The organism is Myxococcota bacterium, assembly GCA_035498015.1.
Lineage (GTDB): Bacteria > Myxococcota_A > UBA9160 > SZUA-336 > SZUA-336 > VGRW01.
In genome coordinates this window covers 1-25922 of the sequence record DATKAO010000226.1, presented here as the reverse complement: position 1 = coordinate 25922, position 25922 = coordinate 1, and the positions used below count along the sequence as shown (strand labels likewise).

Annotated in this window: 36 protein-coding genes; 7 read left to right on the top strand and 29 right to left on the bottom strand. The window is 72.7% G+C overall.

What is annotated here, in order from left to right; translation table 11 throughout:
- Positions 1-74 precede the first annotated feature (74 nt).
- Positions 75-407 carry a DUF2834 domain-containing protein gene (locus VMR86_19990; GenBank protein HTO09344.1) on the top strand — a complete coding sequence of 111 codons (333 nt, stop codon included), beginning with the start codon at positions 75-77 and terminating at the stop codon, positions 405-407.
- Here VMR86_19990 and VMR86_19985 read toward each other — a convergent pair.
- Genes VMR86_19985 through VMR86_19955 form a run of 7 tightly spaced genes read right to left on the bottom strand, consistent with a single transcriptional unit; the run spans position 367 to position 7243 of the window.
- Positions 367-984 carry an HAD family hydrolase gene (locus VMR86_19985; GenBank protein ID HTO09343.1) on the bottom strand — a complete coding sequence of 206 codons (618 nt, stop codon included), beginning with the start codon at positions 982-984 and terminating at the stop codon, positions 367-369. The two genes, VMR86_19990 and VMR86_19985, sit on opposite strands and share 41 nt — an antisense overlap.
- Positions 985-987: 3 nt before the next feature.
- On the bottom strand, positions 988-2694 hold the full coding sequence (locus VMR86_19980; protein ID HTO09342.1) for a lysyl oxidase family protein: 1707 nt from the start codon (positions 2692-2694) through the stop codon (positions 988-990).
- A gap of 11 nt (positions 2695-2705) precedes the next feature.
- Complete coding sequence (locus VMR86_19975; protein ID HTO09341.1) at positions 2706-3416, bottom strand: ABC transporter ATP-binding protein; 711 nt, start codon at positions 3414-3416, stop codon at positions 2706-2708.
- An 8-nt stretch (positions 3417-3424) separates the two neighbouring features.
- A complete protein-coding gene (locus VMR86_19970; GenBank protein ID HTO09340.1) occupies positions 3425-4204 on the bottom strand; it encodes an ABC transporter ATP-binding protein in 780 nt (259 codons plus the stop codon).
- Complete coding sequence (locus VMR86_19965) at positions 4182-5180, bottom strand: branched-chain amino acid ABC transporter permease (GenBank protein HTO09339.1); 999 nt, start codon at positions 5178-5180, stop codon at positions 4182-4184. Before VMR86_19965 ends, VMR86_19970 begins: the two co-directional genes overlap by 23 nt.
- A gap of 1 nt (position 5181) precedes the next feature.
- Entirely contained in the window at positions 5182-6084 is a 903-nt protein-coding gene (locus VMR86_19960) for a branched-chain amino acid ABC transporter permease (protein HTO09338.1), read from the bottom strand.
- 16 nt (positions 6085-6100) lie between these two features.
- Positions 6101-7243: an ABC transporter substrate-binding protein gene (locus tag VMR86_19955; GenBank protein HTO09337.1), complete on the bottom strand. Its 1143-nt coding sequence runs from the start codon at positions 7241-7243 to the stop codon at positions 6101-6103.
- Positions 7244-7381: 138 nt separating this feature from the next.
- On the opposite strand from VMR86_19955, the gene VMR86_19950 reads away from it, so the two are divergent.
- A complete protein-coding gene (locus VMR86_19950) occupies positions 7382-7699 on the top strand; it encodes a hypothetical protein (protein HTO09336.1) in 318 nt (105 codons plus the stop codon).
- Positions 7700-7847: 148 nt separating this feature from the next.
- Here the strand turns inward: VMR86_19950 and VMR86_19945 are convergent, their stop codons facing one another.
- Positions 7848-8264: a gamma-glutamylcyclotransferase family protein gene (locus VMR86_19945; GenBank protein HTO09335.1), complete on the bottom strand. Its 417-nt coding sequence runs from the start codon at positions 8262-8264 to the stop codon at positions 7848-7850.
- A 38-nt stretch (positions 8265-8302) separates the two neighbouring features.
- Here VMR86_19945 and VMR86_19940 point away from each other — a divergent pair, with 38 nt between their 5' ends.
- Complete coding sequence (locus tag VMR86_19940) at positions 8303-10228, top strand: transglycosylase SLT domain-containing protein (protein ID HTO09334.1); 1926 nt, start codon at positions 8303-8305, stop codon at positions 10226-10228.
- Between the two features lies 1 nt (position 10229).
- Here the strand turns inward: VMR86_19940 and VMR86_19935 are convergent, their stop codons facing one another.
- The 17 genes from VMR86_19935 to VMR86_19855 all read right to left on the bottom strand — a co-directional run bounded on the left by VMR86_19935 (position 10230) and on the right by VMR86_19855 (position 21593).
- Complete coding sequence (locus VMR86_19935; protein ID HTO09333.1) at positions 10230-12539, bottom strand: heavy metal translocating P-type ATPase; 2310 nt, start codon at positions 12537-12539, stop codon at positions 10230-10232.
- 13 nt (positions 12540-12552) lie between these two features.
- Positions 12553-12939 carry a hypothetical protein gene (locus tag VMR86_19930; protein ID HTO09332.1) on the bottom strand — a complete coding sequence of 129 codons (387 nt, stop codon included), beginning with the start codon at positions 12937-12939 and terminating at the stop codon, positions 12553-12555.
- A 56-nt stretch (positions 12940-12995) separates the two neighbouring features.
- On the bottom strand, positions 12996-13436 hold the full coding sequence (locus VMR86_19925; protein HTO09331.1) for a VOC family protein: 441 nt from the start codon (positions 13434-13436) through the stop codon (positions 12996-12998).
- Positions 13437-13454: 18 nt separating this feature from the next.
- Positions 13455-13925, bottom strand: a complete 471-nt coding sequence (locus tag VMR86_19920; protein ID HTO09330.1) for a DUF4188 domain-containing protein — start codon at positions 13923-13925, stop codon at positions 13455-13457.
- A gap of 1 nt (position 13926) precedes the next feature.
- Positions 13927-14343 carry an NUDIX domain-containing protein gene (locus VMR86_19915; protein ID HTO09329.1) on the bottom strand — a complete coding sequence of 139 codons (417 nt, stop codon included), beginning with the start codon at positions 14341-14343 and terminating at the stop codon, positions 13927-13929.
- A complete protein-coding gene (locus VMR86_19910; GenBank protein HTO09328.1) occupies positions 14336-14746 on the bottom strand; it encodes a GFA family protein in 411 nt (136 codons plus the stop codon). Before VMR86_19910 ends, VMR86_19915 begins: the two co-directional genes overlap by 8 nt.
- Positions 14743-15771 (bottom strand): DUF952 domain-containing protein, encoded by a 1029-nt coding sequence (locus tag VMR86_19905; protein HTO09327.1) that lies wholly within the window; start codon positions 15769-15771, stop codon positions 14743-14745. Before VMR86_19905 ends, VMR86_19910 begins: the two co-directional genes overlap by 4 nt.
- The gene (locus VMR86_19900) at positions 15768-16025 is read right to left on the bottom strand and encodes a MoaD/ThiS family protein (protein HTO09326.1); all 258 of its coding nucleotides are present in this window, start codon (positions 16023-16025) and stop codon (positions 15768-15770) included. Before VMR86_19900 ends, VMR86_19905 begins: the two co-directional genes overlap by 4 nt.
- Positions 16025-17128, bottom strand: coding sequence for a glycosyl hydrolase (locus VMR86_19895; GenBank protein ID HTO09325.1), 1104 nt, complete (start codon positions 17126-17128; stop codon positions 16025-16027). The genes VMR86_19900 and VMR86_19895 overlap by 1 nt, the downstream gene beginning before the upstream one ends.
- 120 nt (positions 17129-17248) lie before the next feature.
- Positions 17249-17836: a hypothetical protein gene (locus tag VMR86_19890; GenBank protein ID HTO09324.1), complete on the bottom strand. Its 588-nt coding sequence runs from the start codon at positions 17834-17836 to the stop codon at positions 17249-17251.
- Entirely contained in the window at positions 17833-18735 is a 903-nt protein-coding gene (locus VMR86_19885; GenBank protein ID HTO09323.1) for a GNAT family N-acetyltransferase, read from the bottom strand. The genes VMR86_19890 and VMR86_19885 overlap by 4 nt, the downstream gene beginning before the upstream one ends.
- Positions 18717-19076: a VOC family protein gene (locus VMR86_19880; GenBank protein HTO09322.1), complete on the bottom strand. Its 360-nt coding sequence runs from the start codon at positions 19074-19076 to the stop codon at positions 18717-18719. The genes VMR86_19885 and VMR86_19880 overlap by 19 nt, the downstream gene beginning before the upstream one ends.
- 19 nt (positions 19077-19095) lie before the next feature.
- On the bottom strand, positions 19096-19446 hold the full coding sequence (locus VMR86_19875; GenBank protein ID HTO09321.1) for a DUF6614 family protein: 351 nt from the start codon (positions 19444-19446) through the stop codon (positions 19096-19098).
- A gap of 3 nt (positions 19447-19449) precedes the next feature.
- The gene (locus tag VMR86_19870; protein HTO09320.1) at positions 19450-19986 is read right to left on the bottom strand and encodes a histidine phosphatase family protein; all 537 of its coding nucleotides are present in this window, start codon (positions 19984-19986) and stop codon (positions 19450-19452) included.
- 23 nt (positions 19987-20009) lie between these two features.
- The gene (locus tag VMR86_19865; GenBank protein HTO09319.1) at positions 20010-20690 is read right to left on the bottom strand and encodes a class I SAM-dependent methyltransferase; all 681 of its coding nucleotides are present in this window, start codon (positions 20688-20690) and stop codon (positions 20010-20012) included.
- Positions 20691-20695: 5 nt separating this feature from the next.
- A complete protein-coding gene (locus tag VMR86_19860; GenBank protein HTO09318.1) occupies positions 20696-21067 on the bottom strand; it encodes a VOC family protein in 372 nt (123 codons plus the stop codon).
- Positions 21068-21116: 49 nt separating this feature from the next.
- Positions 21117-21593, bottom strand: coding sequence for a GNAT family N-acetyltransferase (locus tag VMR86_19855; protein ID HTO09317.1), 477 nt, complete (start codon positions 21591-21593; stop codon positions 21117-21119).
- A 48-nt stretch (positions 21594-21641) separates the two neighbouring features.
- On the opposite strand from VMR86_19855, the gene VMR86_19850 reads away from it, so the two are divergent.
- Together VMR86_19850 and VMR86_19845 are read left to right on the top strand one after the other, a co-directional pair.
- Positions 21642-22103 (top strand): GNAT family N-acetyltransferase, encoded by a 462-nt coding sequence (locus VMR86_19850; protein ID HTO09316.1) that lies wholly within the window; start codon positions 21642-21644, stop codon positions 22101-22103.
- A 31-nt stretch (positions 22104-22134) separates the two neighbouring features.
- Positions 22135-22869 (top strand): phytanoyl-CoA dioxygenase family protein, encoded by a 735-nt coding sequence (locus tag VMR86_19845; GenBank protein ID HTO09315.1) that lies wholly within the window; start codon positions 22135-22137, stop codon positions 22867-22869.
- Here VMR86_19845 and VMR86_19840 read toward each other — a convergent pair.
- The gene (locus VMR86_19840; protein HTO09314.1) at positions 22866-23321 is read right to left on the bottom strand and encodes a GNAT family N-acetyltransferase; all 456 of its coding nucleotides are present in this window, start codon (positions 23319-23321) and stop codon (positions 22866-22868) included. The two genes, VMR86_19845 and VMR86_19840, sit on opposite strands and share 4 nt — an antisense overlap.
- Before the next feature lie 128 nt (positions 23322-23449).
- Here VMR86_19840 and VMR86_19835 point away from each other — a divergent pair, with 128 nt between their 5' ends.
- On the top strand, positions 23450-23833 hold the full coding sequence (locus VMR86_19835) for an NUDIX domain-containing protein (protein HTO09313.1): 384 nt from the start codon (positions 23450-23452) through the stop codon (positions 23831-23833).
- Here the strand turns inward: VMR86_19835 and VMR86_19830 are convergent.
- A complete protein-coding gene (locus tag VMR86_19830; protein ID HTO09312.1) occupies positions 23823-24611 on the bottom strand; it encodes a methyltransferase domain-containing protein in 789 nt (262 codons plus the stop codon). The two genes, VMR86_19835 and VMR86_19830, sit on opposite strands and share 11 nt — an antisense overlap.
- Positions 24612-24646: 35 nt before the next feature.
- Here VMR86_19830 and VMR86_19825 point away from each other — a divergent pair, with 35 nt between their 5' ends.
- Entirely contained in the window at positions 24647-25030 is a 384-nt protein-coding gene (locus VMR86_19825; GenBank protein ID HTO09311.1) for a VOC family protein, read from the top strand.
- On the opposite strand, the gene VMR86_19820 is transcribed toward VMR86_19825, so the two are convergent.
- Together VMR86_19820 and VMR86_19815 are read right to left on the bottom strand one after the other, a co-directional pair.
- The gene (locus VMR86_19820) at positions 25027-25701 is read right to left on the bottom strand and encodes a GNAT family N-acetyltransferase (protein HTO09310.1); all 675 of its coding nucleotides are present in this window, start codon (positions 25699-25701) and stop codon (positions 25027-25029) included. The genes VMR86_19825 and VMR86_19820 overlap by 4 nt on opposite strands.
- Positions 25698-25859, bottom strand: a complete 162-nt coding sequence (locus tag VMR86_19815) for a hypothetical protein (GenBank protein ID HTO09309.1) — start codon at positions 25857-25859, stop codon at positions 25698-25700. The genes VMR86_19820 and VMR86_19815 overlap by 4 nt, the downstream gene beginning before the upstream one ends.
- Positions 25860-25922 lie beyond the last annotated feature (63 nt).

Below are 25922 nucleotides of genomic sequence, written 5' to 3'. Positions count from 1 at the left end.
AATGACCTCGCAGGTAATTGAAGCGCCGCAGGGCACGACCGATCCTGGCCTCACAACCTTGGGAGGAACCCCCGATGTCTCTTCGGCTTCTCGCGCTCTTCGTGGTGCTCGGCCTGTTCGGTCTGCTTACGGCGCTCGCGCTGCGCGAGGTCGGCTACCTCGGCATCATCGAGCCGCACTTCCAGAGCTGGGGCCAGGGCCAGGTGCTGGCCGACCTCGTGATCATGTGCGCGCTCGGCTGCATCTGGATGCTCGCGGACGCGCGCGCGCGCGGCATCTCGCCCTGGCCGTTCCTGATCGTGACCGTGTTCGCCGGCTCGTTCGGGCCGCTGCTCTATCTCGTGACTCGCGAGCTGCGCGCCGCGGCTACCGCCTCGAGCCGCCGAGCAAGCCCGGTAGCTCACTGAGCCGCTCGATTCGCACGCCGCCGTCCAGGCGCAGGCCGATGAATGCGACCTTCGCCGCGGCGGCGGCGGCGCGATCGAAGCGCGAGTCACCGACCACGACCGCCCGTTCGGGAGTCACTCCCAGCCGGCGGCAGGCCTCGAGCACCATGTCGGGCGCGGGCTTGCCCGCCGCCACGTCGGTGCCGCCGACCACCGCGTCGAGCTCGAGGCGCGCGTGGCGCAGGATCTCCTGCGCGAGCGGCCCGGGCGTGTTGGTGATCAGCGCCTGGCGCAGGCCGGCGGCGCGCAGGCCTGCGATCACTCGCGCCGCGTCGGGGTCGATCCGCAGGTGCGCCGCGTGCGCCATGAAGTTCGCGTGGTAGAAGGCCTCGACCTCGGCGATCGTGCGGCCGGGGTAGAAGCTCTCCACGTCGCGCTCGATGCCCTGGCCCCAGCCCGCGGCGAACGCCTCGCGCGACACCGCCGGTGCCGCGAACGCGCGTGCGCAGTGATTCAACAGGTGGAACCACACCTCGTAGCTGTCGACCAGCACGCCGTCCAGGTCCCACAGCACCGCGCGCAGCGAGTCACGACTCACGAATCAATCGAGGCTGCAGCCGTCGGGATCGGCGTTCCTCCGCTTCACCAGCGTGCTGTCGTTGCGCACGTTCACGCCGCCGAAGCTGGCGCACAGGCGCTGGCCGCCCGAGAGCATGAGCTGCACCGCCACGTCGCCCTTCACCGGCAGGGGAATGTGCTCGTGGTCGCCCGCCAGGCTGCAGCGCGCGCGCAGCCCGCCGCGCGAGAGCTGGACCGAGCGGCACGGGTCGAGGTCCGAGCCGTCGCCCTTGTACCGGAACATGCGCGGGCCGCTCGCCTTCCCCACCCGCTTCCAGCCCGAGGCCGGCAGGCCGAACGCGATCTGCTCTCCTGCGCCCGTGTCGGTCACGACCAGGGTCGCGCCGGCGACCGTGGGATCGAAGTCCGGCGTCGAGAGGTCGAGCTTGTCGAGTGAGTTGGCCTTGACCCGCAGCACGCTCGCGCCCTTCAGCAGGAGCGCGCCGCCGTCGAGCGTGTGGTCGGTGGGCGCGGCGCGCGAGATCAGGATGCCCGTCGTGATGCGCACGTTGTTGGTCTCGTCCGTCTCCGCGATCTGGCCCAGCGGGTCCACGGTGACGCGCAGATCGTAAGTGCCGTCGGGCAGGTCGGTCACGTCGACGTACTGACAGCCGAGCCAGTACGGATAGGTGTCGGAGCAGTGCGGGTTCAGGCCCTGGTCCTCGCAGGTGTGACTGCCCTTGAAGCCGGGCTCGCAGTCGGTGTCCTCGAGGCAGAAGCTGCGCTTGCCGCCCACCGCGACCGTGCCGTTGGGGTCGTTGGGGTCGACGATCTCGTAGCGCAGGAAGTCCTGGTAGTGCGGGTGGTCGTGACCGCCCGCCGGGCTGCAGATGAACAGCGGGTTGCCGCACACCTCGTCGGGGTGGGTCAGGCAGTTCGGGCACATCGGGTCGCCGAGCTCCTCCTCGCCCGGGCCGTCGTTGCGCGTGGTGAGACTGAGTCGCACCAGGTCGCGGTGATCGGTCGCGGCCGCGCAGCCCTCGGCCACGTCGCCCTCGTCGACGCTCGTGTCGTACTCGACGAGCAGGTCCGAGACGTCGGGCGTGAGGTCGGGCAGCGCTGCCTGCGCGGCGGCCCGCCCCGCCAGACCCACGAGCGCCAGCGCCAGCAAGAGCGCCGGCTTCGCGGCGCGCGCGATGCGCAGCGCGGCGGCGAACGACGGCACGTTGGCGCGCCACCCCGGCAGCACGGCGGTGATGGCGACCTCTTCGATCGCCTCGAGCATGAGAAACAACACCGCTGCCTGGAAGAATCCCGCGACCCCGAAGCCGAGATACAGGATCAAACCCACCCCCATCACGATCGCGACCGCCTTCGCCAGGCGCGTATGGTAGCTGGTGATGCGCCGGAATTTCGCGAGCCCGATCACCGTCGGCGCCAGGAACCCGACCAGCGCGGCGATCACGAACGGAAGCTGCTCGGTGACCTTGTCGTGGAACGCCCACCACGCGCACAGCGGAAAGGCGGCATAGGTCGCGAAGTCGCCCCAGCTGTCGAGCTTCGCGCCGAGCAGCGTGCCCGAGCGGAAGCGGCGCGCGAGGTAGCCGTCGAGCAAGTCGGTCGAGAGCGAGAACGCGAAGGTCACGAGAAACGCCGTCGGGTGTCCTCGAAATGAAAGCCACAGCAACACCGGCACCAGCGCGATGCGCAGACCGGAGAGAGCGTTCGGAGCGTGTCTGCGCAGGTCCATCCCGGCCGATTCTACCCCGGAGCCGCCTCGCCGAGATAGGCGCGTCGCACCCGCGGATCGCGCGCCAGCTCCGAGGCCTCGCCCGAGAGCGCGAGTGACCCGGTCTCGAGCACATAGGCGCGCTTCGCCAGGCGCAGGGCCTGGTGGGCGTTCTGCTCCACCAGCACCACGGTCGTACCCTGGCCGTTGATCTCGCGCACGATCTCGAAGATCTGGCGCACCAGGAGCGGCGCGAGTCCGAGCGACGGCTCGTCGAGCAGGAGCACCGCCGGCGCCGCCATCAGCGCGCGGCCGATCGCCAGCATCTGCTGCTCGCCGCCCGAGAGCGTGCCGCCGGCCTGGGTGAGTCGCTCGGCGAGGCGCGGGAACAGGCCGAGCACGCGCTCCAGCCCCGCCTTCTCGGGCGCGCGGCCCGGCCACGCGCCCATCTGCAGGTTCTCGAGCACGGTCAGGTTCGCGAAGATGCGCCGGCCCTCGGGCACGTGGGAGCAGCCGAGCGCGACGATCGCCTCGGGCGCCGCGCGAGTCACGTCCTGCCCGCGCAGCGCGACGCGCCCGGACGCGGGGTGGATCAGGCCCGAGATCGCGCGCAAGAGCGTCGACTTGCCCGCGCCGTTCGAGCCGATCAGGCTCACGATCTCGCCGGCGCGGGCCTCGAACGACACGCCGCGCAGCGCGTGGATCGCCCCGTAGCGCACGTCGAGTGACTCGACCGAGAGCAGGGTCTCGCTCACGCGCCCGCTCCCGCCTCGGAGTCCGCGCCGAGATAGGCCTCGATCACGCGCGGATCGGCGCGCACCGTCTCGGGCGTGGCGTCGGCGATCTTCTCGCCATGGTCGAGCACCGCGACGCGCTCGGACAGGTTCATCACGAACGACACGTCATGGTCGATCAGCACGATCGTCAGCCGCAGCACGCGCCGCAGCTTGGCGATCAGCTCGCGCAGCGCCTGCTTCTCCGCGGGGTTCATGCCCGCCGCAGGCTCGTCGAGCAGGAGCAGGCGCGGCCGGGTGGCGAGCGCGCGCGCGATCTCGAGTCGCCGCTGCTCGCCGTAGGGAAGTGAGTCGGCGCGCGCGTCCGCGCTCGCCTCGAGCCCGAGCGTCGCGAGCAGCGCGAGCGCCTCGTCCTCGGCCTGCGCCTCGCGGCGGCGCCAGGCCGGGCCGCGCAGCACGTCGCGCACGCCGCTCCGGCTCCGCCCCTGGAGCGCGGCGCGCACGTTGTCGAGCGCGCTGAGCCCGCGGAACAGGCGGATGTTCTGGAAGGTGCGCGCCACTCCAGCGGCGCAGATCACGTGCGGCTGCGCGCCGCCGATCTCGCGCCCCGCGAAGCGCACGCTGCCCGAGCTGGGCGCGTACACGCCCGTGATCACGTTGAAGGCCGTGGTCTTGCCCGCGCCGTTCGGGCCGATCAGCGCGACCAGCGCGCCCTCCTCCACGCCGAAGTCGAGGTGCGACACCGCCGTGAGTCCGCCGAAGCGCACCGTCAAGTCACGAACTTCGAGCAGCGCCATGTCTCTTCCCGAAGTGCAGGAGCTCCCGCTGACCCAAGAGGCCCTGTGGCCGCAGGATCATGGTCACGATCAAGAGCAGCGCGTACAGCACCATGCGCCACTCGCCCAGGCCGCGCAGCAGCTCGGGCGCGGCGGTGAGCGTGGCCGCGGCGATCACGGCGCCCGAGATCGAGCCCAGGCCGCCCAGCACCACGAACGCCACCAGCTCGAACGAACGCACGAAGCTGAAGCTGTTGGTGTGGATGTAACCCTCGCTGTGCGCGAACAGCGCGCCCGCGACGCCCGCGAAGAAGCTCGCCACCAGGAACGCCTCGACCTTGACGCGCGTGGTGGCGATGCCGAGTGACTCGGCCGCGGTCTCGTCCTCGCGCACCGCGCGGAACGCCAGCCCGCCGCCCGAATACACCAGCCGCGCGATCGCCAGGATCGTGAGCGCCGCGACCCCGTACACGCCCGCCAGGCTGTCGAAGCGCAGGTCGACCGCGGGGTGATCGGACGAGGCCAGCGAGAAGCCGCGCGCGCCGCCGACCGCGTCCACGTTCAGGATCGCGATGCGGATGATCTCGCCCGCGCCCAGGGTCGCGATCGCGAGATAGTCGCCGCGCAGACGCAGGGTCGGCACGGCCACCACCAGTCCCGCCAGCGCGGCGAACAGCCCGCCGCACACCAGCGGCAGCGGGAAATACGCGAGCCTGGCCAGCGCGCCGTTCCCCAGCGCGTCGAGCAGAGCCGCACCGAGATACACCGAGAACGCCGCCGAGCCGTAGGCGCCCAGCGCCATGAAGCCCGCGTGACCGATCGAGAACTGGCCGGTGAAGCCGTTCACGAGCTGCAGGCTCACGGCCGCCACCACCGCGATGCCGATGCGCGCGAGGATGGTCGCGTAGTACGGGTTCAAGAGCGCAGGCGCGCCCCAGTGCAACGCCGCGAGCGCCGCGAGCGCCGCCCCGACCTGCCCGAGCCGCGCCGCGCTCAACTCACACCTTCTCGGTCTGCGGCGCGCCGAACAGACCCGTCGGCCGGTACAACAAGATCACCACCAGGATCACGAACGCGATCGCGTCGCGGTACGTGCTGGACAGATACCCGGTCACGAGTGTCTCGATCACGCCCAGCAGGAGCCCGCCGATCATGGCGCCGGGCACGCTGCCGATGCCGCCCAGCACCGCCGCGACGAACGCCTTCAGCCCGGGCATGAGTCCCATCAACGGCTCGATCTTGGGGTTCGAGAGACCGACCAGGATCCCGGCCGCCGCGGCCAGCATCGAGCCCAACACGAACGTGCCCGAGATCACGCGGTCGACGGGCACGCCCATCAGCGCCGCGGCCGGCGCGTCGTAGGCCACGGCGCGCATGGCGCGGCCGAAGCGCGTGCGCTGCACGATGAACTCGAGCGCGCCCATCAGCACGAGCGCGGTCACCAGCACCGTGACCTGGATGTTCGAGATCGCGACCTGACCCGCGCGAAACACTTCGCGCGAGCGCAACAACGGCGGGAAGAACTTCGGGTCGGCACCGAACACCAGCTGCCCGGCGTTCTGCAGGAAGAGAGACACGCCGATCGCGGTGATCAGCGGCGCGAGTCGCCCCGCTCCGCGCAGCGGCCGGTACGCCACGCGCTCGATCGTGGCGCCGAGCAGGCCGCAGATGGCCATCGAGGCCGCCAACACCGCGACCAGCCCCAACAGACTGGGCTCGGCGCCCACGCCGAGCGCGCGCGCGACATAGAAGCCGCTCATCGCGCCGATCATGTACACCTCGCCGTGCGCGAAGTTGATCAGGCGCAGCACGCCGTACACCATGGTGTAGCCCAGCGCGATCAGCGCGTAGATCGAGCCCCAAGTCACTCCGTTCAAGAGCTGTTGGAGCAGATTCTCCACGTTCCGGCGGCGCCGCTCACTCCGCGGAGACGGTTCGGAAGAAGCGGAACTTCCCGCCCTCGATCTTCAGCACCACGGCGTCCTTGCGCGCATTGTGGTGCTCGTCGATCGTGATCTTCCCGGTCACTCCGTCGAAGTTCTTGGTGGCGGCGATCGCGTCCTTCAGCTTCTCGCCGTCGGTCGAGCCGGCGCGCGCCAGCGCATCGGCCAGGATGCCCGCGGTGTCGTAGCCCAGCGCCGCCATGGCATCGGGCGTGGCGGCGTACTTGTCGTGGAAGCGCTTCACGAACTCCTGCACGTGCGGGTCGGTCGAGTCCGCCGCGTAGTGAGTGGAGAAGTAGTAGCCCTCGACCGCGTCGCCGCCGATCTCGAGCGTCTTCTCCGAGTCCCAGCCGTCGCCGCCCAGGAGCGGCACGGTGATGCCGAGCTCGCGCGCCTGCTTCGCGATCAGCCCGAGCTCGGTGTAGTAGCCGGGCACGAAGATCGCGTCCGGGTTCGCGGCGCGGATCGTCGTGAGCTGCGCGCGGAACTCGATGTCACCCGAGGTGTAGCGCTCGTCGGCGACGATCTCGCCGCCGTTCTTCTTCACGGTCTGGCGGAAGAAGTCCGCGAGCCCCACCGAGTAGTCCTGCTTGAAGTCGAACAGGATCGCGAGTCGCTTGGCGTGCAGCTCGTCGGCCGCGAACTTCGCCATCACCGCGCCCTGGAACGGGTCGATGAAGCAGGCGCGGAACACGTAGTCCTTGCCCTCAGTCACTTTGGGGTTGGTCGAGCCCGGGGAGATCATCGGCACCTTCGCGCGCTCGGCCTCGGGCGCCGCGGCCAGCGAGCGCGACGACGCGACTTCGCCGAGCAGCGCGATCACGTGGTCGCGCTGCAGGAGCTTCTGCGCCGCGGTGCGCGCCTCTTCGGTGACCGAGCGGTCGTCCTCGGTCACGAGCTCGAGCTTCTTGCCGAGCACGCCGCCCTTGGCGTTCAGCTCTTCGATCGCCATGCGCATGCCCTGGTCGGCGCTGCGGCCGAAGGTCGCGGTGTCTCCCGTCATGGAAGCGACGTGACCCACGACGATCTTGTCGCCACCGCCCTGGCCGCCGCTGCACGCGAGCACACCCGCGGCGAGTGACAGGCTCAGAACCGCCGCGCGCAGCACCCCCCGCATGCTCGCCCTCCTCGTCCCCGTCTCGCGGAGACCCGCCTTGGGTACACGGCCCACCCTTCATGCGCAAGCGCGGCCCGCCGATTGCATCGTTGCCGGGCAGGACCGAGCTTGGTACGAACTCGGCGGGAGGTGAGATTCATGTACAACCGTGCGATCTGCCGGGTCTTTGTCGTCCTCTCGTTCACGTTCACGCTGTTTGCCGCCGCGCCCGCGGCCCACGCCGAGAAGATGTGTGGCGGCCGCTCCGCACAAGGCGCCATGTGGTGGTCGATCTTCCACCCCGGGGTCGGAGAGTGGTACCTGAAGGGCTTCGGACCTCTGCACAAAGCACCGCAGAAGAAGTTCTGGCTGGGGTTCATCCCCGTCTACGGCTGGCCGGGCTATCTGCAGGTGAAGAGCGCGATCGACTCCGAGAAGTGTCTCACCAACGACAATCTCACGTTCAGAAACGACTGACGCGTCCGACTGGGCGTTCGTTCGCCTTCGGCTCACTGCGCGCGCCCTGGGGCGCTTGCGGCCTCGCTCAGGACGGCCTTCGCTCGGCCTCATTGACTTCGTTCGCCTGCGGCTCACTGCGTGCGCCTCCGGCGCTTGCGGGCCTCGCTCAGGGCGGCCTTCGCTCGGCCTGCTGCAGCGCCTTGAGAAGTGCCGCCAAGGACTCACGCGCGAAGCGGTCGGGGCGCCAGGGCTCCTGTGACAGCGCGCCGAGGTGCGCCTCGGCGATGACGTAGACCTCGGCACTCACGTTCTCGCCCGCGCTGGTGCGCACGGTCAGCGTGCGGCGCTCGTAATGGTGGGTCTCGAAGCGGTCGAGCCGCGCGACCGAGCGCGGGTCGAGGCCGCGCCACAGCACGCCGGAGGTGCTGGCCGACGCGCGCGCGCGCACGCCGGGGAAGCGCGTGCCGCGGATGCACACGCGCGTCCAGCCGGGCAGCCGCGCCGGCTCGTGCGCGAACGAGCGGCCGGTGACTGCGCGCATCACCTCCGCGAAGACCAGGGACCCGTAGGTGAAGAGGTTCATGCGGCTCCGATGCGAACCCGGTACTCTTCGCGCGGTCGATGCGACCGTTCGCGTGGCTCGCGCTGCTATTGTGTCTCGCCCGTCCGGCGGAAGCACGCGACGTGCGCGTGCCGATCCACCTGGACTACGGCTTCCTGCGCGAGCTCCTGCTCGCCACCGCGTTCACCGACCCGGAGCAGACCGCGGTCGTGCACAGCGACGGCGTCGACTGCAACCACGTGGTGCTCTCGCACCCCGCGGTGCGCGGCGGCGAGGGCGCGGTGCTGGTGGACGCGGACGTGTCGACCAAGTTCGGCACGCTGTTCCTGGGCATCTGTCTGTTCGCGGTCGAGTGGCAGGGCCGGATCGCGTCGCAGCTCGAGCCAGAGATCGACCCCGGCGCGCCGCTCGTGCGCTTCCGGCTGCGCGACTCGCGCCTGCTCGAGGCCGACGGCTCGGTGCGCGGCACCACGACCACGGTCTGGGACTGGGTCGAGAAGTGGGTGCGGCCGCGGCTCGAGAAGCTCGCGATCGACCTGTCGGCGCCGATGGCCGACCTGCGCGCCACGCTGCCGCTGTTCCTGTCGGCGGCGAACGTGCCACGCGCGCAGGCGCTGGTCGACTCACTCGCGCTCGACTCGGCCTCGGCCACGCCGCAGGACCTGGTGCTGGGCCTGCGGCTCGACGCGCCCGGCGCGGCGCCGCCCGAACCCGCGGGCGCGGCGCCCGAGCTCACGCCCGACGAGCTCGCGCGCTTCGAGGCCGCGCTCTCGCGCTGGGACGGGTTCATCACCTACGTGGTGAAGAACGCCGGCACGCAGACCACCGATCCCGCGCTGCGCGAGCAGCTGCTCGAGGTGCTGCTCGACGCGCGCGAGGAGCTGGTCGAGTCACTGGCTGCGCCGGTGCGTTCCCAAGACCCCGTGCGGCCGCTGTTCCTCGCCACCTGGCGCCGGCTGGGTGCGGCGCTGCGGGAGCTCGGGCCGCAGCTCGGCGCCAAGGGCGCGCTGCGCTACCTGGGCTTCGTGGCCGCGGCCGACGCGCTCACGGCGCTCGACGCGCTCGGCCCCGAGTTCGGCTTCGAGATGACCGCCGACGGCATGCGCCGGCTGGCGCGCGTGATCGCGCCGCCGGCGGACACGAGTGACCCGCTGGCGGCACCGGACACAGTCGATCCCGAGCTGCGGCGGGCGCTCGACTTCGGCGAGCCGCTGCCCGCGCCCGACCTCGACGAGCCGGCACCGGATGCCCCGCCGGAAGTCACTCCGGCCGTCCCGCCCGAAGCGCCGCCGGACCCCAACGCCTCGCGCCTGGACTCCGGGCTGCGCTGGCTCGCGCAGGCGATCCTGCCCGCCGCGCGTGCCGCCGAGCCCGTGCCCCTGCCCTCGCTGCCGCCACTCACGCACGAAGAGGAGCGGCGGCTGCGCAACTGGGCGCCGCTGCGCCCGGAGCTGAGCGAGTATCTGCCGCTGGTGCAGCGGCTGCTGCACGGAGCGGGCGAAGCCGCGGTGAGTGGCAAGAAGACCGAGCCCGAGGTGCGGCGCGCCTATCTCGAGCTGCAGCTCGCCACCGCCTGGCAGGAGACCTGCTGGCGCCACTACGTGCGCGTGAACGGACAGGTGCGCGCGATCCGCTCGCGCGCCGGCGCGGTCGGGCTCATGCAGGTCAACTCGCGCGTGTGGCGCGGCTTCTACGACCCGCGCTTCCTGCTCGGCGACCCGGCGTACAACGCGCGCGCCGGCAGCGAGATCCTCGTGCGTTACTACCTCGACCTGGCCTACGCCAAGGGCGAGCAGCGGCGCGGCGGCATCGAGGGGCTCGTGCGCGCGACCTACTCGGCCTACAACGGCGGGCCCGGCGCGCTCGCGCGCTACCGCGACGCGCAGGCGCACGGGCGCGCACGCTCGGTCGACGCCGCCTTCTTCAAGAAGTACCAGGCGGTGCGCGCGGGCCGCGTGCTCGACGTGCTGAAGTGTTTCGGCTAGCTCACAGCCGGACGGAGCGCAGCCGCAGCGCGTTCGCGATCACCGACAGCGAGCTGGCGCTCATCGCGGCCGCCGCGATCATCGGCGAGAGCACGATCCCGAACGCAGGATAGAGCGCGCCCATCGCGAGCGGCACACCGAGCGCGTTGTAGGCGAAGGCGAAGAACAGGTTCTGCCGCAGATTGGCGCCGGTCGCGCGACTCAGTCGGCGCGCGCGCGCGATCCCGCGCAGGTCGCCGCGCAGCAGAGTGACTCCGGCGCTCTCGATCGCCACGTCGGCGCCCGTGCCCATCGCGATGCCCACGTGCGCGCGCGCCAGCGCGGGCGCATCGTTGATGCCGTCGCCGGCCATCGCGACGCGGCGGCCCGCTTGAGCCAGCGCGGCGATGGCCTCGGCCTTGGCGATCGGGGAGAGCTCGGCGCGCACGTCGTCGATGCCGAGCGCGCGCGCGACTTTTGCAGCGGTGCGCGGGCCGTCGCCGGTCAGCATGGCGATGTGCAGGCCCTCGGCGCGCAGCTCGCGCAGTGACTCGGCCGCGGTGGGCTTGACCGCGTCGGCCACCGCGAGCGAGCCGAGCAGCTTGCCGGCGCGCCACACGTGCACCACGGTCGCGGCGCCGAGCTCGGCCGCGCGCGCGTCGAGCCGGGCCAGCTCGGCGGCGTCCACGCCCAGGTCGGCCAGCAGCAGGCGGTTGCCGAGCGCCGCGGGTCCGGCGGCGAGCGTGCCCGAGACGCCGCGGCCGGGGTCCGACTTCCAGCCGCGCGGCTCCTCCAGCGCGAGGCCGCGCGCCGCGGCGGCCGCCGTGATCGCGCCCGCGAGCGGGTGCTCGCTGCCGCGCTCGAGCGAGGCCGCGACACCGAGCAGTGTCGCCTCGTCCACCCCGTCCTCCGGCAGCAGGCGCGCCAGCGTCGGCCGGCCCTCGGTCAGCGTACCCGTCTTGTCGAGCGCGAGTGTGTCGACCTCGCGCAGGCGCTCGATCGCTTCGGCGTCGCGGAACAGGATGCCCGCACTTGCGCCGCGGCCCATCGCCACCATGATCGACATGGGCGTCGCCAGGCCGAGCGCACACGGACAGGCGATGATCAGCACCGAGACCGCGGCCAGCAGCGCGTGCGCGAAGCGTGGCTCCGGTCCCCATGCGGCCCAGGCCAGCGCGGCGGCCCCGGCCGCAGCGATCACCGCCGGCACGAACACCGCCGCGACGCGATCGGCGACGCCCTGGATCGGCGCCCGGCTGCGCTGCGCGCGCGCGACCTCGGCCACGATGCGCGCGAGCAGCGTGTCGGCGCCCACGTGCAGCGCCTCGACGAGCAGCGTGCCGGACTGGTTCCCGGTGGCTCCCACGAGCGAGTCACCGGGGCGCTTCTCCACGGGCAGCGGCTCGCCGCTGACGAGTGACTCGTCGACCGAGCTCGCGCCTTCGAGCACGCGCGCGTCGACCGGCACCTTCTCGCCGGGGCGCACGCGCAGGCGGTCGCCCACGCGCACCGCCGCGAGCGGGACGTCCTCCTCCACGCCGTCCGGCCGCACGCGGCGCGCCTGCGGCGGCGCCAGCGCCAGCAGCGCGCGCAGGGCATCGCCCGTGCGGCGGCGCGCGCGCAGCTCGAGCACCTGACCCAGGAGCACCAGGGTCACGATCACCGCGGCCGCCTCGAAGTAGGGCGACACCGAGCCGTGCGGGCCGCGGAAGGCCCCGGGGAAGAGCCCCGGAGCGAGCACCGCGGCAGCGCTGTACGCCCAGGCGACGCCCGTGCCGAGCCCGATCAGCGTGAACATGTTGAGCCGGCCCGAGCGCAGTGACTCGAACGCGCGCGCGAAGAACGGCGCGCCGCCCCAGAGCACGACCGGGGTCGCGAGTGCTGCCTGGAGCCAGCCGAACGCGCGCATGCCGACCGCCATCGAGACCGGCATGCCCGGAAGCATGTCGAGCATGGCGGCGGCGAACAGCGGCGCAGTCAGGAGGGCGCTGACCCGCAGCCGGCGTTCGAAGTCCGCGAGCTCGGGGCTCGGCCCCGCGTCGGCGCCGGGCGCGACCGGCTCGAGCGCCATGCCGCAGTACGGGCACGCGCCCGGGCCCGCCTGCCGCACCTCGGGGTGCATCGGACAGGTGTAGACCGCACCGGGCGCGGCCGGCGCCGGCGGCGTCTCGACCGGCGCGGGCGCGAGATACTTGGCGGGCTCGGCCTCGAACTTCGCCAGACAGCGCGGGTTGCAGAAGCGGTACTCGACGCCCGCGTGCGCGTGCCGGTGCGGCCCGTCGGGACGGACCGTCATGCCGCAGACGGGGTCGATGAATTCGCCGGGGCTCATCCGCGCTTGGATGCTAGCCGAGCGGCGCGGCGGTCTCCGTGTCTTCGAGCTTGAGGAAGGCCCCGCACGAGGCGCAGCGCTGGATGGCCGGCAGCGCGTCGGGGAGCTTCAGGTCCTCGGTCTTGCCGCAGTCCGGACACGCGCCCCGGAGCGACACAAATTCGCGTAGCTGGCGGTAGCGCTTGCGCCCGAACACCACGCCGACCGTGGTCCAGGTCGCGAGCCACACGACATGGGGCGGGAGGATCAGCATGCCGCAGCCCGCACCGAACCAGGGCAGGAACGCGCGCAGGCCGCGCCGCACGCGCTCTGCGCGCGTGAACTCGTGCACACGCGCGCTGAGCGCGGTCGGCGTCTTCCCGTACGTGGACGCACGGATCGTGAGGTCGAGCGTGGTCACGCGGCCCGAAGGTTAGGCGCGCGCGAGGCGAATTGCCGCGCAGCGCATTGCTGCGCTCAGCGCGCCTCCCAGTCGAACATGCGCCGGCGCCGGACCTCGCGGAAGTTCGTGATCTCGAGCCGGATTCCGTCGGGGTCCTCGAAGAACGTGGCGTAGTAGTCGGCCGAGTACTCCGGGTACAGGCGCGGCGCGCTGGCGCCGACGCCGAGCGCCCGCAGCTCGCCGAAGGCGCGGTCGACCGCGCGCTCGTCCACGACGCGGAAGCAGAAGTGGTGCAGCCCCGGCGCGTACGGGTCGTGACTCGCGGCGCTGCGCGCCGGCCGCAGCGAGAAGCCGAACTGGCGGTTGTAGTAGTGCACGTGCGGGTCGCCGCCGATCGGCGCCTCGAGCTGCGCATAGCCCAGCACGCCCATGACTCCGTCGTAGAAGCGCTTGGAGCGCGCCAGGTCGCGCACGCAGAGATACACGTGGTCGATGCCGATGACCTCGACGGGCATGCCCGGCTCCTCAGCGAGTCACGGGCTCATCCGGCCCGGGGCGGACTCGCGCCGGCCGGTCGCCGGCACGGTCCTGGTCGCGCGCGCCAGCCCGAAGGGCGGCATGTTGTTGTACACGCACTCGAAGTCACCGGGCCGCACCCGGTACGTCTCGTGCCAGATGCCCACGTCGCCGTTCGAGCCCACGGCGCGGTTGAACGCCGCCCAGGCGGGCAGGTGCACGCGGTCTCTCGCGGTGGCGTAGGCCTCGAGCTGCTCGAAGGAGCGCCAGTACTGCACCATGATCGACGGGTTCCCGAACCACTGCTCGACCCCGAGAAACCCGGCGTCGGGCAGCTGCTCGAGCTCGGCGAGCATTGCGCGCATGGCGCGCGCCACCGGCAGCCAGCGGTGCAGCTTCCACGGCTTGTTGATGCGCATGCCGATCAGGAACACGCAGAACTCGCCCTCGACCTGGGCAGTGACTCGCGCGCGCACCACGCCGGCCATGTCAGTGGTCGAGCGCCCACGCATGACTGCGGTGGTGGAGCTCGGCCGCCGCGACCGCGGGCTCGAGCCACACCAGCTCGTACTCGGCGACGCCGCTCGCGGGGCCGACGAAGCGGCCCTCGAAGAACACGTGGCGGCCCTCGAAGGCGCCCTCCAGGGTCTCGAAGAACTCCAGCGCCATGCCGATCTGGCGGTCGATCGCGACCGGGCGCGCGCATTCCTCGCGCAGCTCGCGGCGCAGACACTCGATCAGCGTCTCGCCGCGCTCGAGCCCGCCGCCGGGCAGCATCAGGCCGAGGCTGGTCTTGACCGCCGCCACCCGGCCTTCTGCATCGCGAATCACCGCGTACACGGCGGCGCGCGGCCGGTGCTCGCGGCCTTCGAGCGGCGCGCCGAAGACCGGCACGGAGTCACTCATCGGGGTCGCTCCGCCGGCCGCGGTGGCGCGGCAGAGCGCCGATCGTGCGCTCCCAGGCCACGGCGTCGGCGGTCCAGGTCTGGTCCGCGGGCGGAAAGTCGCCGGCGCGGTCGAGGCTCAGCGTGGTCACGTCGAGTGTCTCCGGTTCGTCGTCCCTTGCGTAGCCGATCGGCGTGCCACACCGACCGCAGAAGCTCCGCACCACCTGCGGAGAGGATCGATAGCGCACCGGCTCGGCGCCGGTAAGGACGAACCCGGCCCGGGGGAAGGTGACCCAGGCGACCATGGGCGCAGCCGACGCCTTGCGGCAGCTGTGGCAGTGACACAGCGTGGCGTTGCTCGCCGGTCCGGTCGCGCGGTAGCGCACCGCGCCGCAGAGACAGCCGCCCTCGTATGTGCTCACGGATTCTTCCGACCGGTCCGCAGCTTGTTTCCGACCTCGCGCAGCACGCGCGGGGCCAGCGCCGCGCGGTGGGCCTGGACGAAGCGCCGCACCGCGGCCGGATCGCGCTCGGCCAGCGCGCGCAGCGCCCACGAGAGCGCCTTCACCACCAGGTCCTCGCGGTCGTCGACCAGCGCGCGGCAGATGCGCAGCGTGCGGGGCGCGTCGCCGCTTCCGCCCTGCGCGCGGACGTTGAGCGGCACGGTGCTGACCAGCGCCGCGCGCCGCCAGAAGAGATCGCGCGAGCGCGTCCAGCGCAGGATCTCGGACTGGGCGAGCCGCCCGTCGCGGAACGCCTGGCCCGAGATCGCGCAGCCGAAGACGTCGACGTCGGACCAGCTCTCGAGTCTCCCGGCCAGCCGGCGCGCGTCGGCGGCACGCAGCGCCGAGAGCGCGGTCGGGTGGTGGCGCACGAGCTCGCTGCCGAGCACGCGCGCGCCCGGAGCCCCGCTCGCGACGAGTGACTGGCCGATCTCGAGCACGAGCCGGGCCGGCGCGCCGCGCAGCGCGCGCGAGGTGTCTCGCCGCAGCCGGCGCAGCGCCGCCAGGCCGCGGGCCTCGCCGGCGCCGAGCCGTGCCGCCAGCGCCGCCGCCACTGACTCGCCCAGGGGCGCGAAGCCCGCGGGCCAGGCGAAGCCGTCGCCCCGGCGCTCGAGGCGGCCCACTCCGGCGATCGCGCGCAGCGCGATCGGCCCGTACACGTGCGGGAACTTCTCCGCGCTGGCCAGGTGGGTGGTGGGCGCGCCGGGCAGCGGCGCGGGTGCCTCGAACACGAGCCGCGCGTCGAGCCGCGCGGGGTCGAGCTCGAGCAAGAGCACGGCCGACGTCGCGCCCGCGAAGTAGTCGCGCGCCACCGCCAGCGCGCTTGCGCGGTCTGCGCAGCAGTGCACGAAGCCGTCCTCGGCGAAGCGCGCGGGCGTGTAGTGACTCGCGCCGATCCCGGCCGCGAGCTCGGGCTCGCTCACCAGGTGGAAGACCGGGCTCATCCCCCGCTCAGCGCGCACAGGATCCGCACGTCGTCGCCCTCGCGCACGGCGCTGCCCAGGCCGGCGAGCTCGCGGTTCACGAAGATGCGGATGTGGACCCGGATCCGCTCCTGCTCGTCGACGATGCGAAAGCGGATGCCGGGAAACGACTGGTCGAGGCTGCGCAGCAGCTCGTCGACCGTCGCGCCCGAGGCGGGCACGTGCTCTCGGTTCTGCGTGTAGCCGCGCAGGGCGCTGGCCAGGGTGACCTGCATCAGCGCGGAGTCACCGCTGTGACTGCGTACACGTGCGGCAGGTGCGCCGCGATCTGCCGGAAGCTGCGGCCCTCGTTCGGGCTCATCCACAGCTCGCCGCTGGTGGTCCCGAAGTAGATCCCCACCGGGTCCCCGCTGTCTGCGCAGAAGGCCTGGCGCTTCACGGTGTACCAGGCGTGCTCGCGCGGCAGGCCGCGGTCCTGGCGCAGCCACGACGCGCCGGCGTCGCGCGTGCGGTAGAGCGCCGGCTGGCCGCCGATGCTGGTGCGCGGCCAGACCGACGTGCCGTCCATGGGAAACACCCAGGCGGTGTCCGGATCGCGCGGGTGCAGCACGACACCGAAGCCGATGTCTCCGATCTCGGGCGGCATGTTGCGGCCGACCCGCTGCCAGCGAGTGGCCGGCCGGTCGAGGCGGTAGATGCCGCAGTGATTCTGCTGGTACAGCCGGTCGGGCCGCAGCGGATGCAGCGCCATGCAGTGCGGGTCCTGGCCGAACTCGGGGTAGCGCTCGGGGCCGAAGTCGACCTCGACCCCCTCGTTCAGCGGCCGCCACGAGTCACCGCGGTCGAGACTCTCGAAGCTGCCGCCGCCCGAGCAGCCCACGTAGAGGTGACTCGGGTCGCGCGGATCGACGATCACCGAGTGCATGATCGAGCCGTCGGGCGTCTGGTCCTCGGGCGGGCACCACTGGAAGCGCATGGGGTGCTGGTTCCAGCCCTCGACGCCGGCCCAAGTGACTCCGCCGTCCGCGCTGCGGAAGAGCGCGGGCGGAGACACGGCGGCGTACCAGACGCCGGGCTCGCCCGAGTGCCCCGGCGTGAGGTGGAAGGTGTGGCTCACGGCCAGCGCGCGCTCGCCCTCGCGCGCGCGCGCGAAAGCCGGGGGCTGCTTCGCTTCCTGCCAGGTCGCGCCCAGGTCCGCCGAGCGGTAGATGGTGGGCCCGAGCTGGCCCGGGCGAACCGCGGCCAAGAGCGTCCGCCCGTCGCGCGGGTCGAGCGCCACATGGTTCACGATCTGGCCCAGGAAGTGCGGTCCCTCGAGGCGCCAGCGCGTGCGCGCCGCGTTGGCGAAGTAGAAGAACGCGCCTTTGCGAGTCGCCACGAGCAGAGCGACGCGGGGGCCTTCGGCTCGCCGCCGTCGGGGGAGTGACTTGCGCGGCAGGGGCCGGCGAGGCATGCGGCCCATCGTAGACAGGCCCACCGCGCGGCGCAACGAGTTTGCTCAGCGGAGCGCAGACCAGGCGGCCAGCGCCGCGCACTTCTCCTCCGCGGCCCAGGGCTTGCCGAGCGCTCGCCCCCAGTCCGCGAGCGTTGCGCGCAGCGCGTCGGGCCGGCGTCCCAGGGCGCGGGCCGCGTGCTCCCACAGCTCCTTCTCGGCGATCACCGCGCAAGCGAGGCCCAGTGACTGGGCCGCGGCCTGCAGCGCCTTCCAGTACACCTGGCCCTCGAGCGCGTGCGCGCGCACGTGGGGGTTCCGGATGCCGGAGGGATCGCCCAGGCTGCCCGCCACCAGCGCGAGCCCGCACAGCCGGCCGCCGTCGCCGACGAGTGACTCGCGCAGGCCCTCGAGCTCGCGCCCAGCCACCGCGCGGATGGCTTCGAGCGCGCGCGCCAGGAGCGGCGCGGCGGCCTCGGGCGGCAGCTCGAGCTCGACGTGGTAGGGCTGACCGGAGTGCGGCACGGCGGGGTCGTAGAGCTGCAGGGCCCGGCGCTCGATCACGCGCGGCTGCTGCGCGCTGCCGGCGACCACCACGGCGGTCGCGCGCCCCGTCTTCACGCGCAGGCCGACGGCCCGGCGCTCGGCGCTCACGGCCGCAGCGCCATCAGCAGGCTTCGGTCGGAGAAGCCGCCGACCACGCCGTGAAGCTCGGCGCGCAGCGCCGCACTGGGCTCTTCGACGTTGAAGCCGAGCGCGCGGTAGGCGCGCTGCGCGCGCTCGTTCGTCTCGTAGACGCTGAGCCAGAGGTGACTCGCCTGGAGCACGCCGAAGCTGCGAGCCGCGAGCTGCCCGATCGCCTCGCGCCCCAGCCCGCGGCCCTTGCTCTCGAGCACGATGCGCTTCAAGTGCACGCCGTGCCCCGCCGCGCGCAGGTCGAACGCGATCAGGAAGCCCGCCGGCGCGCCGTCGCGGCGGCGCGCGATCAGCCAGTGCTCGCGGTCCGGCGACTCGATCGCGTGCGTGTGCTGCTCGCGGCTCCACTGGCCGACGAACGGCGCGTTCTCGGGGTGACGCTCGAGCGCCATCACGAAGTCGAGGTCGTCGGGCACGGTCGGGCGCAGCACGACCTCCCAGCCCGGATACAGGTCGAAGCGCGGCAGCGAGTCACTCGGGCCCAGCCACGGCACGCGGTCGCCGTCGAAGACGTGGCGCGCGAAGTGGATGCCCTCGCCGTCGTCCAGCGTGGCCAGGTGCAGCGCGAGCGCACCGGGATCGTCGAGCCGGCGGATGGCCAGCTTCGAGCCGCAGTGCCGGCAGAACAGCCGCTCGCGCGCGGGCGACGAGCGGTAGGCCGACAGCTCGCGCTCGCCGCTGCGCCAGGCGAGGTCGGCGGCGCGCACCTCGCCGTAGCTGGCGAATGCCGCGCCGTGCGCCTTGCGGCACATGCTGCAGTGACAATGCTCCGCCAGGCGCGGTGCGCCCCGCAGCGCGTAGCGCACACGCCCGCACAGACAGCCGCCCGTGCGCTCGCTCAGGCCGGCAGGTGGCATACGGCCTCGATGTTGTTCCCGTCGGGATCGAGGACGAACGCGCCGTAGTAGGTCGGATGGTAGTGAGTCCGCAGGCCCGGAGCGCCGTTGTCGCGGCCGCCGGCGGCGAGCGCGGCCTTGTGGAAGGCGTCGACTTGCGGGCGGCTGGCCGCGCCGAAACACACGTGCGTGGGGCCGCCCGCGGTGCCCTGGCCGAGCCAGAAGTCGGGCCGGCCCGCGCCCAGCCCGGCGGCCCCGTCGAACTCCATCAGCACCGCGTAGCCCAACGGCGCCAGCGCCGCCGCGAAGAACTTCTTGCTGCGCCCGAAGTCACTGACCCGGAGACTCACGTGGTCGATCATGGCGTCCTCCTGTGGGGGTTCAGAAGCGCTCCGCGCCGCGCCTGCGGTGCGGATCCGGGAAGTCGCGGTAGAGCGCGAAGCGCACGTCGGTCGCGACCTGGTTCACGCGCGCGTGCAGCTCCTCGATCGGCTCCGCGCGCTCGGACACGGCCTGGAACGCGCGCTCCAGCTGCGCCAGGTCGTCGACCTCGATCGCGATGTGGAACTCGCCCAGGTCGCGCGGACCCAGCCCGAGCTTGCGGCGAGTCAGCCGGAAGCCGCGGATGCGCCCGCCCTCGCGCAGCGACCCGAGATAGCGGCTCACGTCGTCGCAGAAGCCGACGTCGGAGACGCCGGGCTTCAGGTTGCACCAGACGTGGTACTGGTCCACCGCTCACTCCACCCGCTGGAACGAATGGCGCCCGCCCACGCGTTCGATCAGGAACACGTCGGGGTTCGCGAGCGCCTGCCAGCCCGCGAACCCGAAGCGCGGGTCGATGCGCTGCAGCACGAGCGAGATCAGCTGGCCGTGACTCGCCACCACCGGCAGCGCGCGACCCGAGTCCAGGATGGCCTCGAGCGCCTTCCAGCCGCGCTCCAGCGTCTCGCGCCCCGACTCGCCGCCGGGCACGCGGTAGTCGGGGTCGACGAAGGAGCGCTCGACCACCTCGCGCCAGTGCGGGACCGGCGCCGGCGAGAGCCGCCGCTCGACGAGTCTCTCGTCGAGCTCGAGCTCCAGCCCGCGGCGCGCGGCGAACGGCGCCAGCGTCTGCCGCGCGCGCGTGTAGCTGCTGGACACGACCCGGTCGATCGGGTGGGCGAGCAGTCTCTCGGCCAGGACGTGCGCAGCGACGTGGCCGGCCTCGCTCAGCGTCGCCTCGGGCTCCTGGCCCATGGACTGGCAGTGTCGGACGAGCAGGAGCCGGGCCATCGCACCGTCACGCTACCACGGACTCACGCGCTGCGCAGCCGCTCCAGGCGCCACACGAAGTGCTGCGCGAGCAGCGGCTCGAGCGGCCGCGGCACCACGTAGCGCACCTTGTGCTTGGCGCCCTTGCCTGCCAGGCGCGCGAGCTTCGACAACAGCGCCTGCTTGCCGAACGACGCCTGCGCGGTGACTCGAAAGCCGGCCTCACGGAACATCTCCTCGAGCGTCGAACGGGTGAAGAAGCGGTAGTGGTAGCCCTCTTGCTTGGGCGGGTGACCGGTGAGCGCCCGCCAGCGGTATGCGATGTGCACCACGTTGGGAGTGGTCACGATCAGCCAGCCGCCGGGGCGGATGACTCGCGCGAGCTCGGCCACCAGCGCCTCGGCCTGCACGATGTGCTCGATGACCTCGATCAGCGTGGCGCCGTCGAGCGAGCCGCTCGCGAACGGCAGACCGTGGTTCAGGTCGGCCACCAGCGCGGGCCGGCCGGTCGCGCGCAACGCCTTGGCGCTGGCCGCCGCATAGTCCACGCCGATTCCGCTCCTGTCGCCGCCCGAGGCCTGCTCGATGAACTCACCGCGCCCGCAGCCCAGGTCCGCCCAGCGGCCGAGCGGCGCCGCTGGCAGGAGCCGCGCCGCGAACGAATACCAGGGCCGGTCCGGGTCGCGCCGCCGCAGCGGAGGCAGGACTCGTGACTCGACGGCCATCCCGGTCACGACCTGCCGAGCAGCGTCAGCACGTTGCCGTCGGGGTCGCGGAAGTGCGCGAGCGTGCCGCCCCAGGGCTGCTTCTCGGGGGGCGCCACGAACTCGACGCCGCGCGCGCGCAGCTCCTCGTAAGTCGCCGCCACGTCGTCGACCCGCAGTGACACGCCGACGAACCGGCCCATCAGGCCGTGTGACTCGGGGTCGCCGGGCCGTGCGCGCTCGAGCGCGAGCGGCGCGACGCCGATGCCGAGCTCCGCCCAGCCGAGCTGCTCGTTCGCCATGCGCACCGGCATGCCCAGCGTGTTGGCGTAGAAGTCGAGCGCGCGCTTCCAGTCGCGCACGAAGATGCGCACGGCGTAGAGCTCGTAGCTCGGCATGGGGTTGGACCGTAACACGCTCTAGCGCCCTCCGGCGACGTCGAGGGGCTCAGCCGAGCTCCTTCGAGAAGCGCACGCCCGTGGCGCGGTAGCCGAGCTTCTCGTAGAAGCTGTGCGAGCCCTCGCGCTGCACGCCGCTGTTGAGGAAGATCTCCGCCGCCCCGTGGTCCATGGCCCATTTCTCCACCGCGCGCACGAGCGCGGCGCCGACGCCGTGGCCGGCCTTGTCGCCCGAGACCACCAGCGCGCACAGCCGCGCGTACACGCCGTTCCGCTCGTAGAAGCGCGCGATGCATGCGCCCGCCATGCCGACCACGCTGCCGCCGAGCTCGGCCGCGAACGTGGTGTAACTCGCGTCGGCGAACAGCCCCTCGAGCCGTTCCTTCATGTCGGTGGCGTTGGTGGGATAGCCGAGCGCAGTCACGAGCATCGCGATCTGCGGGTGGTCCGCGAGCGTGGCTTCGCGGATCGTGGGCCGGCCGCGCGCGGTCTGGCCCGCGGGCCGCGTTCTGGCCTGTGCGCACATCCTCGTCTCCCCTCGCGCAGGCGCGCCGCCGCAAGCTAGCATCGCCACGTGGCCGACCGCGAGATCCGACCGATGAGACACGACGAGCTCGAGGCCGTGGTGCGCGCGTGGCGCCGCTCGCGCGACGCCAACCAGCCGTGGCTCGAGGCCCGCATGAGTTATGCACCCGCGCAGGACCTCGCGTTCTTTCGCGACGTGATCGCAGAGAAGTGCGAGGTGTGGCTGGCCGCGCGGGGCGGCGAGGTGCTCGGTCTCTTGGCGCTCCACGACGGCTTCGTCGAGCAGCTCTACGTCGACCCGCCCGCCTGGCGCCAGGGCGTGGGCCGCGAGCTGATCGCGCACGCGATGGCGCGTTTCCCCGCGGGTCTCTCGCTCTACACGCACCAGCGCAACCAGCGCGCGCGCGCCTTCTACGAACGCCTCGGCTTCCGGCCGGTGGCCTTCGGAGTCAGCCCTTCGCCGGAGTGCGAGCCGGACGTGAAGTACGCCTGGGCGCCCGCGGCGTTGTAGCCCGCGGGGCGGCTCGGATATCCTGAGCCGCATGTCGAATCACTTCTCGCCGAGTCTCGCACCCGGGCAGGTCGATTCGTTCAGGGAGCGCGGCTACACGTCGATCGCCGCGATCTCCACGCCCGACGAGGTGCGCTGGCTGCGCGAAGTCTACGACGAGCTGATCGAAGACGAGCGCCCTCTGCGCCTGCGCTACGGCGGGGCCGGCCCGAGCGGGGTCGAGGGCACGATCAACCAGATCTTCCTGCCCGAGATGCAGGTGCCCAAGCTGCTCGAGACGCAGTACATCCGGAACGCCAAGCGCCTCGCGGCCGAGCTGCTCGAGATTCCCGAGGCGACCTACGGCGGGCTGATGTTCATCTTCAAGCCCGCCGCCGCCGGGCGAGACACTCCCTTCCACCAGGACGAGGTGTACTGGGAGTTCCGCCACCAGCGCTGTCACTCACTCTCGGTCTGGATGCCGCTCGACGAAGTCACCGTCGACAGCGGCTGCATGCAGTTCGTGCCCGGCTCGCAGAAGAACGACGTGCTGCGCTACCGCAAGCCCGAGAACGAGCCGCTCGTGCTCGACCAGCCGTTCGACCTCTCCGGCGCCGTGCCCGTGCCGCTAAAGCCCGGCGGCGCCACCTTCCACCACTGCCGCACCGTGCACGGCACCGCGCCCAACACGAGCCCCCGCCCCCGCCGCGCGCTGACCACGATCTTCCACGGCCCGCGCGCCGAGCGCGTGCCGCCACTCACACGGCCGTGGATGGGGGAGAGCTAGAGCGGCTTCTTGAGAAACTGCTGCGACCCGCCGAAGCCGTGTCTCTCGTAGAGCCGGCGGGCGCGGTGGTTCGAGTCGCCCACCTCGAGCGTGACCCGGCAGGCGCCCAGCGTTCGCGCGCGCTGCTCGACCGCCTCGAGCAGCCGACTGCCGATGCCGCGCGCTCGGTGGTCCGGAAGCACCGCCAGGTCGTGGATGTTGACCAGCGGCTGGCCGTGGAAGGTCGAGAAGCCCACGAAGCAGACGGCCACGCCGACCGGCCGCCCGCCGTCGAAGGCGAGCAGAGCGAACGCCGCCGGGTGCGCGCGCAACCCTTGCGGCAGACGGGCCCGCGCAGCGGCCGAGAGCGGCGCGTTCTGGCCGCCCGGGCCGCGCGCGTAGGAGTCGACGATCTCGACCAGCGCTCGCGCGTCGTCCTCGCGGCTGAGATCGGCTTCGCGGATCTGGATCAAGCGTCCTCCAGAGTGAGTGGCCGCGGCTGGCGGCCGTCGACGTCGCGAAAGAGTGCGATCGCGATGCCGCGGCCCACGCCGCGGGGCGATCCTACTCCGCTACGATCGCGAGCGTGAAGCAGGCGGTCATGGCGGTGATCCAGCGCGGCGAGGCCGTGCTCGCGATACGGCGCGGGCCGCGCGGGCCGTTCGCGGGTCACTGGTCGCTGCCTTCGGGCCGGATCGAGCCGGGCGAGAGCCAGGCGGCGGCGGTGGCGCGCGAGGTCGCCGAAGAGGTGGGGCTGGCGGTGACTCCCATCGCGAAGGTCTGGGAGTGCCCGACCGACGACGGGGCGTACCTGTTGCACTGGTGGACCGCAAGGCCGGCCGGCGCCTCGCTCGAGCTCGCGCTCGATCCCCACGAGGTGAGCGCCGCGCGCTGGGTCACGGCCGCAGAGTTTCTCCTGCTCGAGCCCGGCTTCGCCGGCGATCGCGAGTTCTTCGCGCGCGTGCTGCCCGGGCTCACGCGCTAGCCGGCGCGCCCCAGACCACCAGCGCCGAGCCCGTGCCGCGCACCAGCCCGTCCGGCGTGTGACTCAGCACGGCCGTCCGCAGTGACGCATCGAACTCCGCCGCCGCCCGCTCCGTCATGCGCTCGCGCGAGAAGCCGTTGCGCGAGTGGAACGACTCGACGTAGTCGGCGAGGCTCTGCACGACCGGCTCGGGTGGCGTACGCCGCCGGCCCAGCTCGCGGAACAGCCCGCGGCTCGCGAGCTCCTCGATCAGGTCGTACGGCCGGAAGCCGCGGTTGGTCGAGTGAGTCGCGATGAGCCGCCGCAGCTCGCCGTCCCAGGGCAGCGGGGCCAGCTCGCGCGCCACGATCGCCAGCACCGCCCCGGGCCGGAGCCAGCGCGCAACGCGCGGCAGCACGACCGACCACTCCATCCAGTGCAGGCTCTCCGCGGCGACGGCGAGCGCGTAGCTCTCGTCGGGCTCGAAGCGCTCCGCCGGAGCCGCGTGCCAGCGCACCTGGGGATGCGCCGAGCCGGCGCGCGCGCGCGCGACCTCGAGCATGGGCCGCGAGGGGTCGAGCGCGTCGAGCGCCGCCACGCGGGGCGCCAAGGCCAGCGTGAGATCACCCGTGCCGCAGCCGAGCTCGAGCACGCGCGCCGGACCAGGCGCGAGCAGTGACTCGAGGATCTCCACCGTGCCGGCCGGATACGGCGGGCGCGCGCGGTAGGCGCGCACCACCGAGGGGTCGGCGAACTGCGACGCGAACTCGGCGGACAGGTGGGCGGGCCGGTCAGTCATCGTGGCAGTATGGGGCACCAGGAGGAGGGTCTCACGTGCACCGCAGCCGGCTCGCGACCGTCGTGATCGATTGCCCGAAGGAGGACTCGGACCGGAGCTTCGAGTTCTGGAGCCGCGCGCTCGGACGCGACGCCGTCCCGTTCGAGAACCCGATCTACGCGTCGCTGCGCGGGCGCGTGGGCGGCGAGGGCGGCCCGATCGTGCTTCTTCAGCGCGTGCCGGCCGCGGAGCGCGCGGTGCATCTCGACATCGAGACCGACGACGTCGAGGCCGAGGTCGCGCGCCTCGAACGGCTCGGCGCGCGCGTGAAGGCGCGCATCCGCAACCACGTGGTCATGGAGGCGCCCTCGGGTCACCCCTTGTGCGTGGTACCGGTGTACCGCGCCGACTTCCCGGCCAAGGCGACGGTCTGGGACTAGGCGTTCCAGCGCGCGGAGAGCGTGCGCGCGAACGGGACGAAGCCCAGTGACTCGGCGATGCGCAGCGCGGGCGCGTTCGCCGCCAGCGTCTGGTACTGCACGAGCAAGCCCAGGCCGAACGCGTGCGCGGCCGCGGCCTGCACCACGCGCCTGCCGAGCCCCCGGCTGCGCGCGCGCGGATCGGTCACGACCCCCACGTGCGCCACCGAGTCGAGCAGGCGCTGGAAGCCCGAGGCCGAGGCGAGCGCGCCCTCGTGCGCCCAGGCGAACAGCGGCGGCTCCGCAGCCTCGAGGTTCGCGTGCCGCCATTCCTCGGCTCGGACCGCGGCGCGCAGCGCGGCCAATGCCGGGTCGTGCGCCGAAGTCACCCTGACCACCGGCTGCGGCGGTGCGGGGGCGCGCTCGAGATACGCAAGGCAGGCCGGTCCCACGAACGCCGCCCCGGCGGGCAGCACGCGGGCGGCGGCCTCGCGCGTCAGGAGCCCGGCCGGGTCCGGATGCTCTCGCAGGGCGGCGTGAAGTGACTCTGGCGCCGCCACCACCACGGCCGACCCCGCGGCCAGCGCGTAGAACCCGCGCGGCTCGGCGTGGCGCAGCAAGGTGAGCCCGGACCGCGTGAGGTCGGCGGCGGAGCAGCCGAGCCGGGCGGCCCAGAACCCGGCGGGAGTCACAGCCGGGCCAGCAGCCGCGGCGCGAGCACGAGCAGCCCGATCGCCACCGCGCCCGCGGACGAGTGCTGCGAGCGCAGCAGGACGGCGATGCCGCGCAGCGCGAAGCGCACGCTGCGCAGCCGGCCGGTGAAGGTCAGTGACTCCGCTCTCTCTTGCAAGGCGACTCCTCTCGGGTCAGCCCTGCGCGGCCGCCCACTTCGGCTCGTAACCCGGGACCCAGC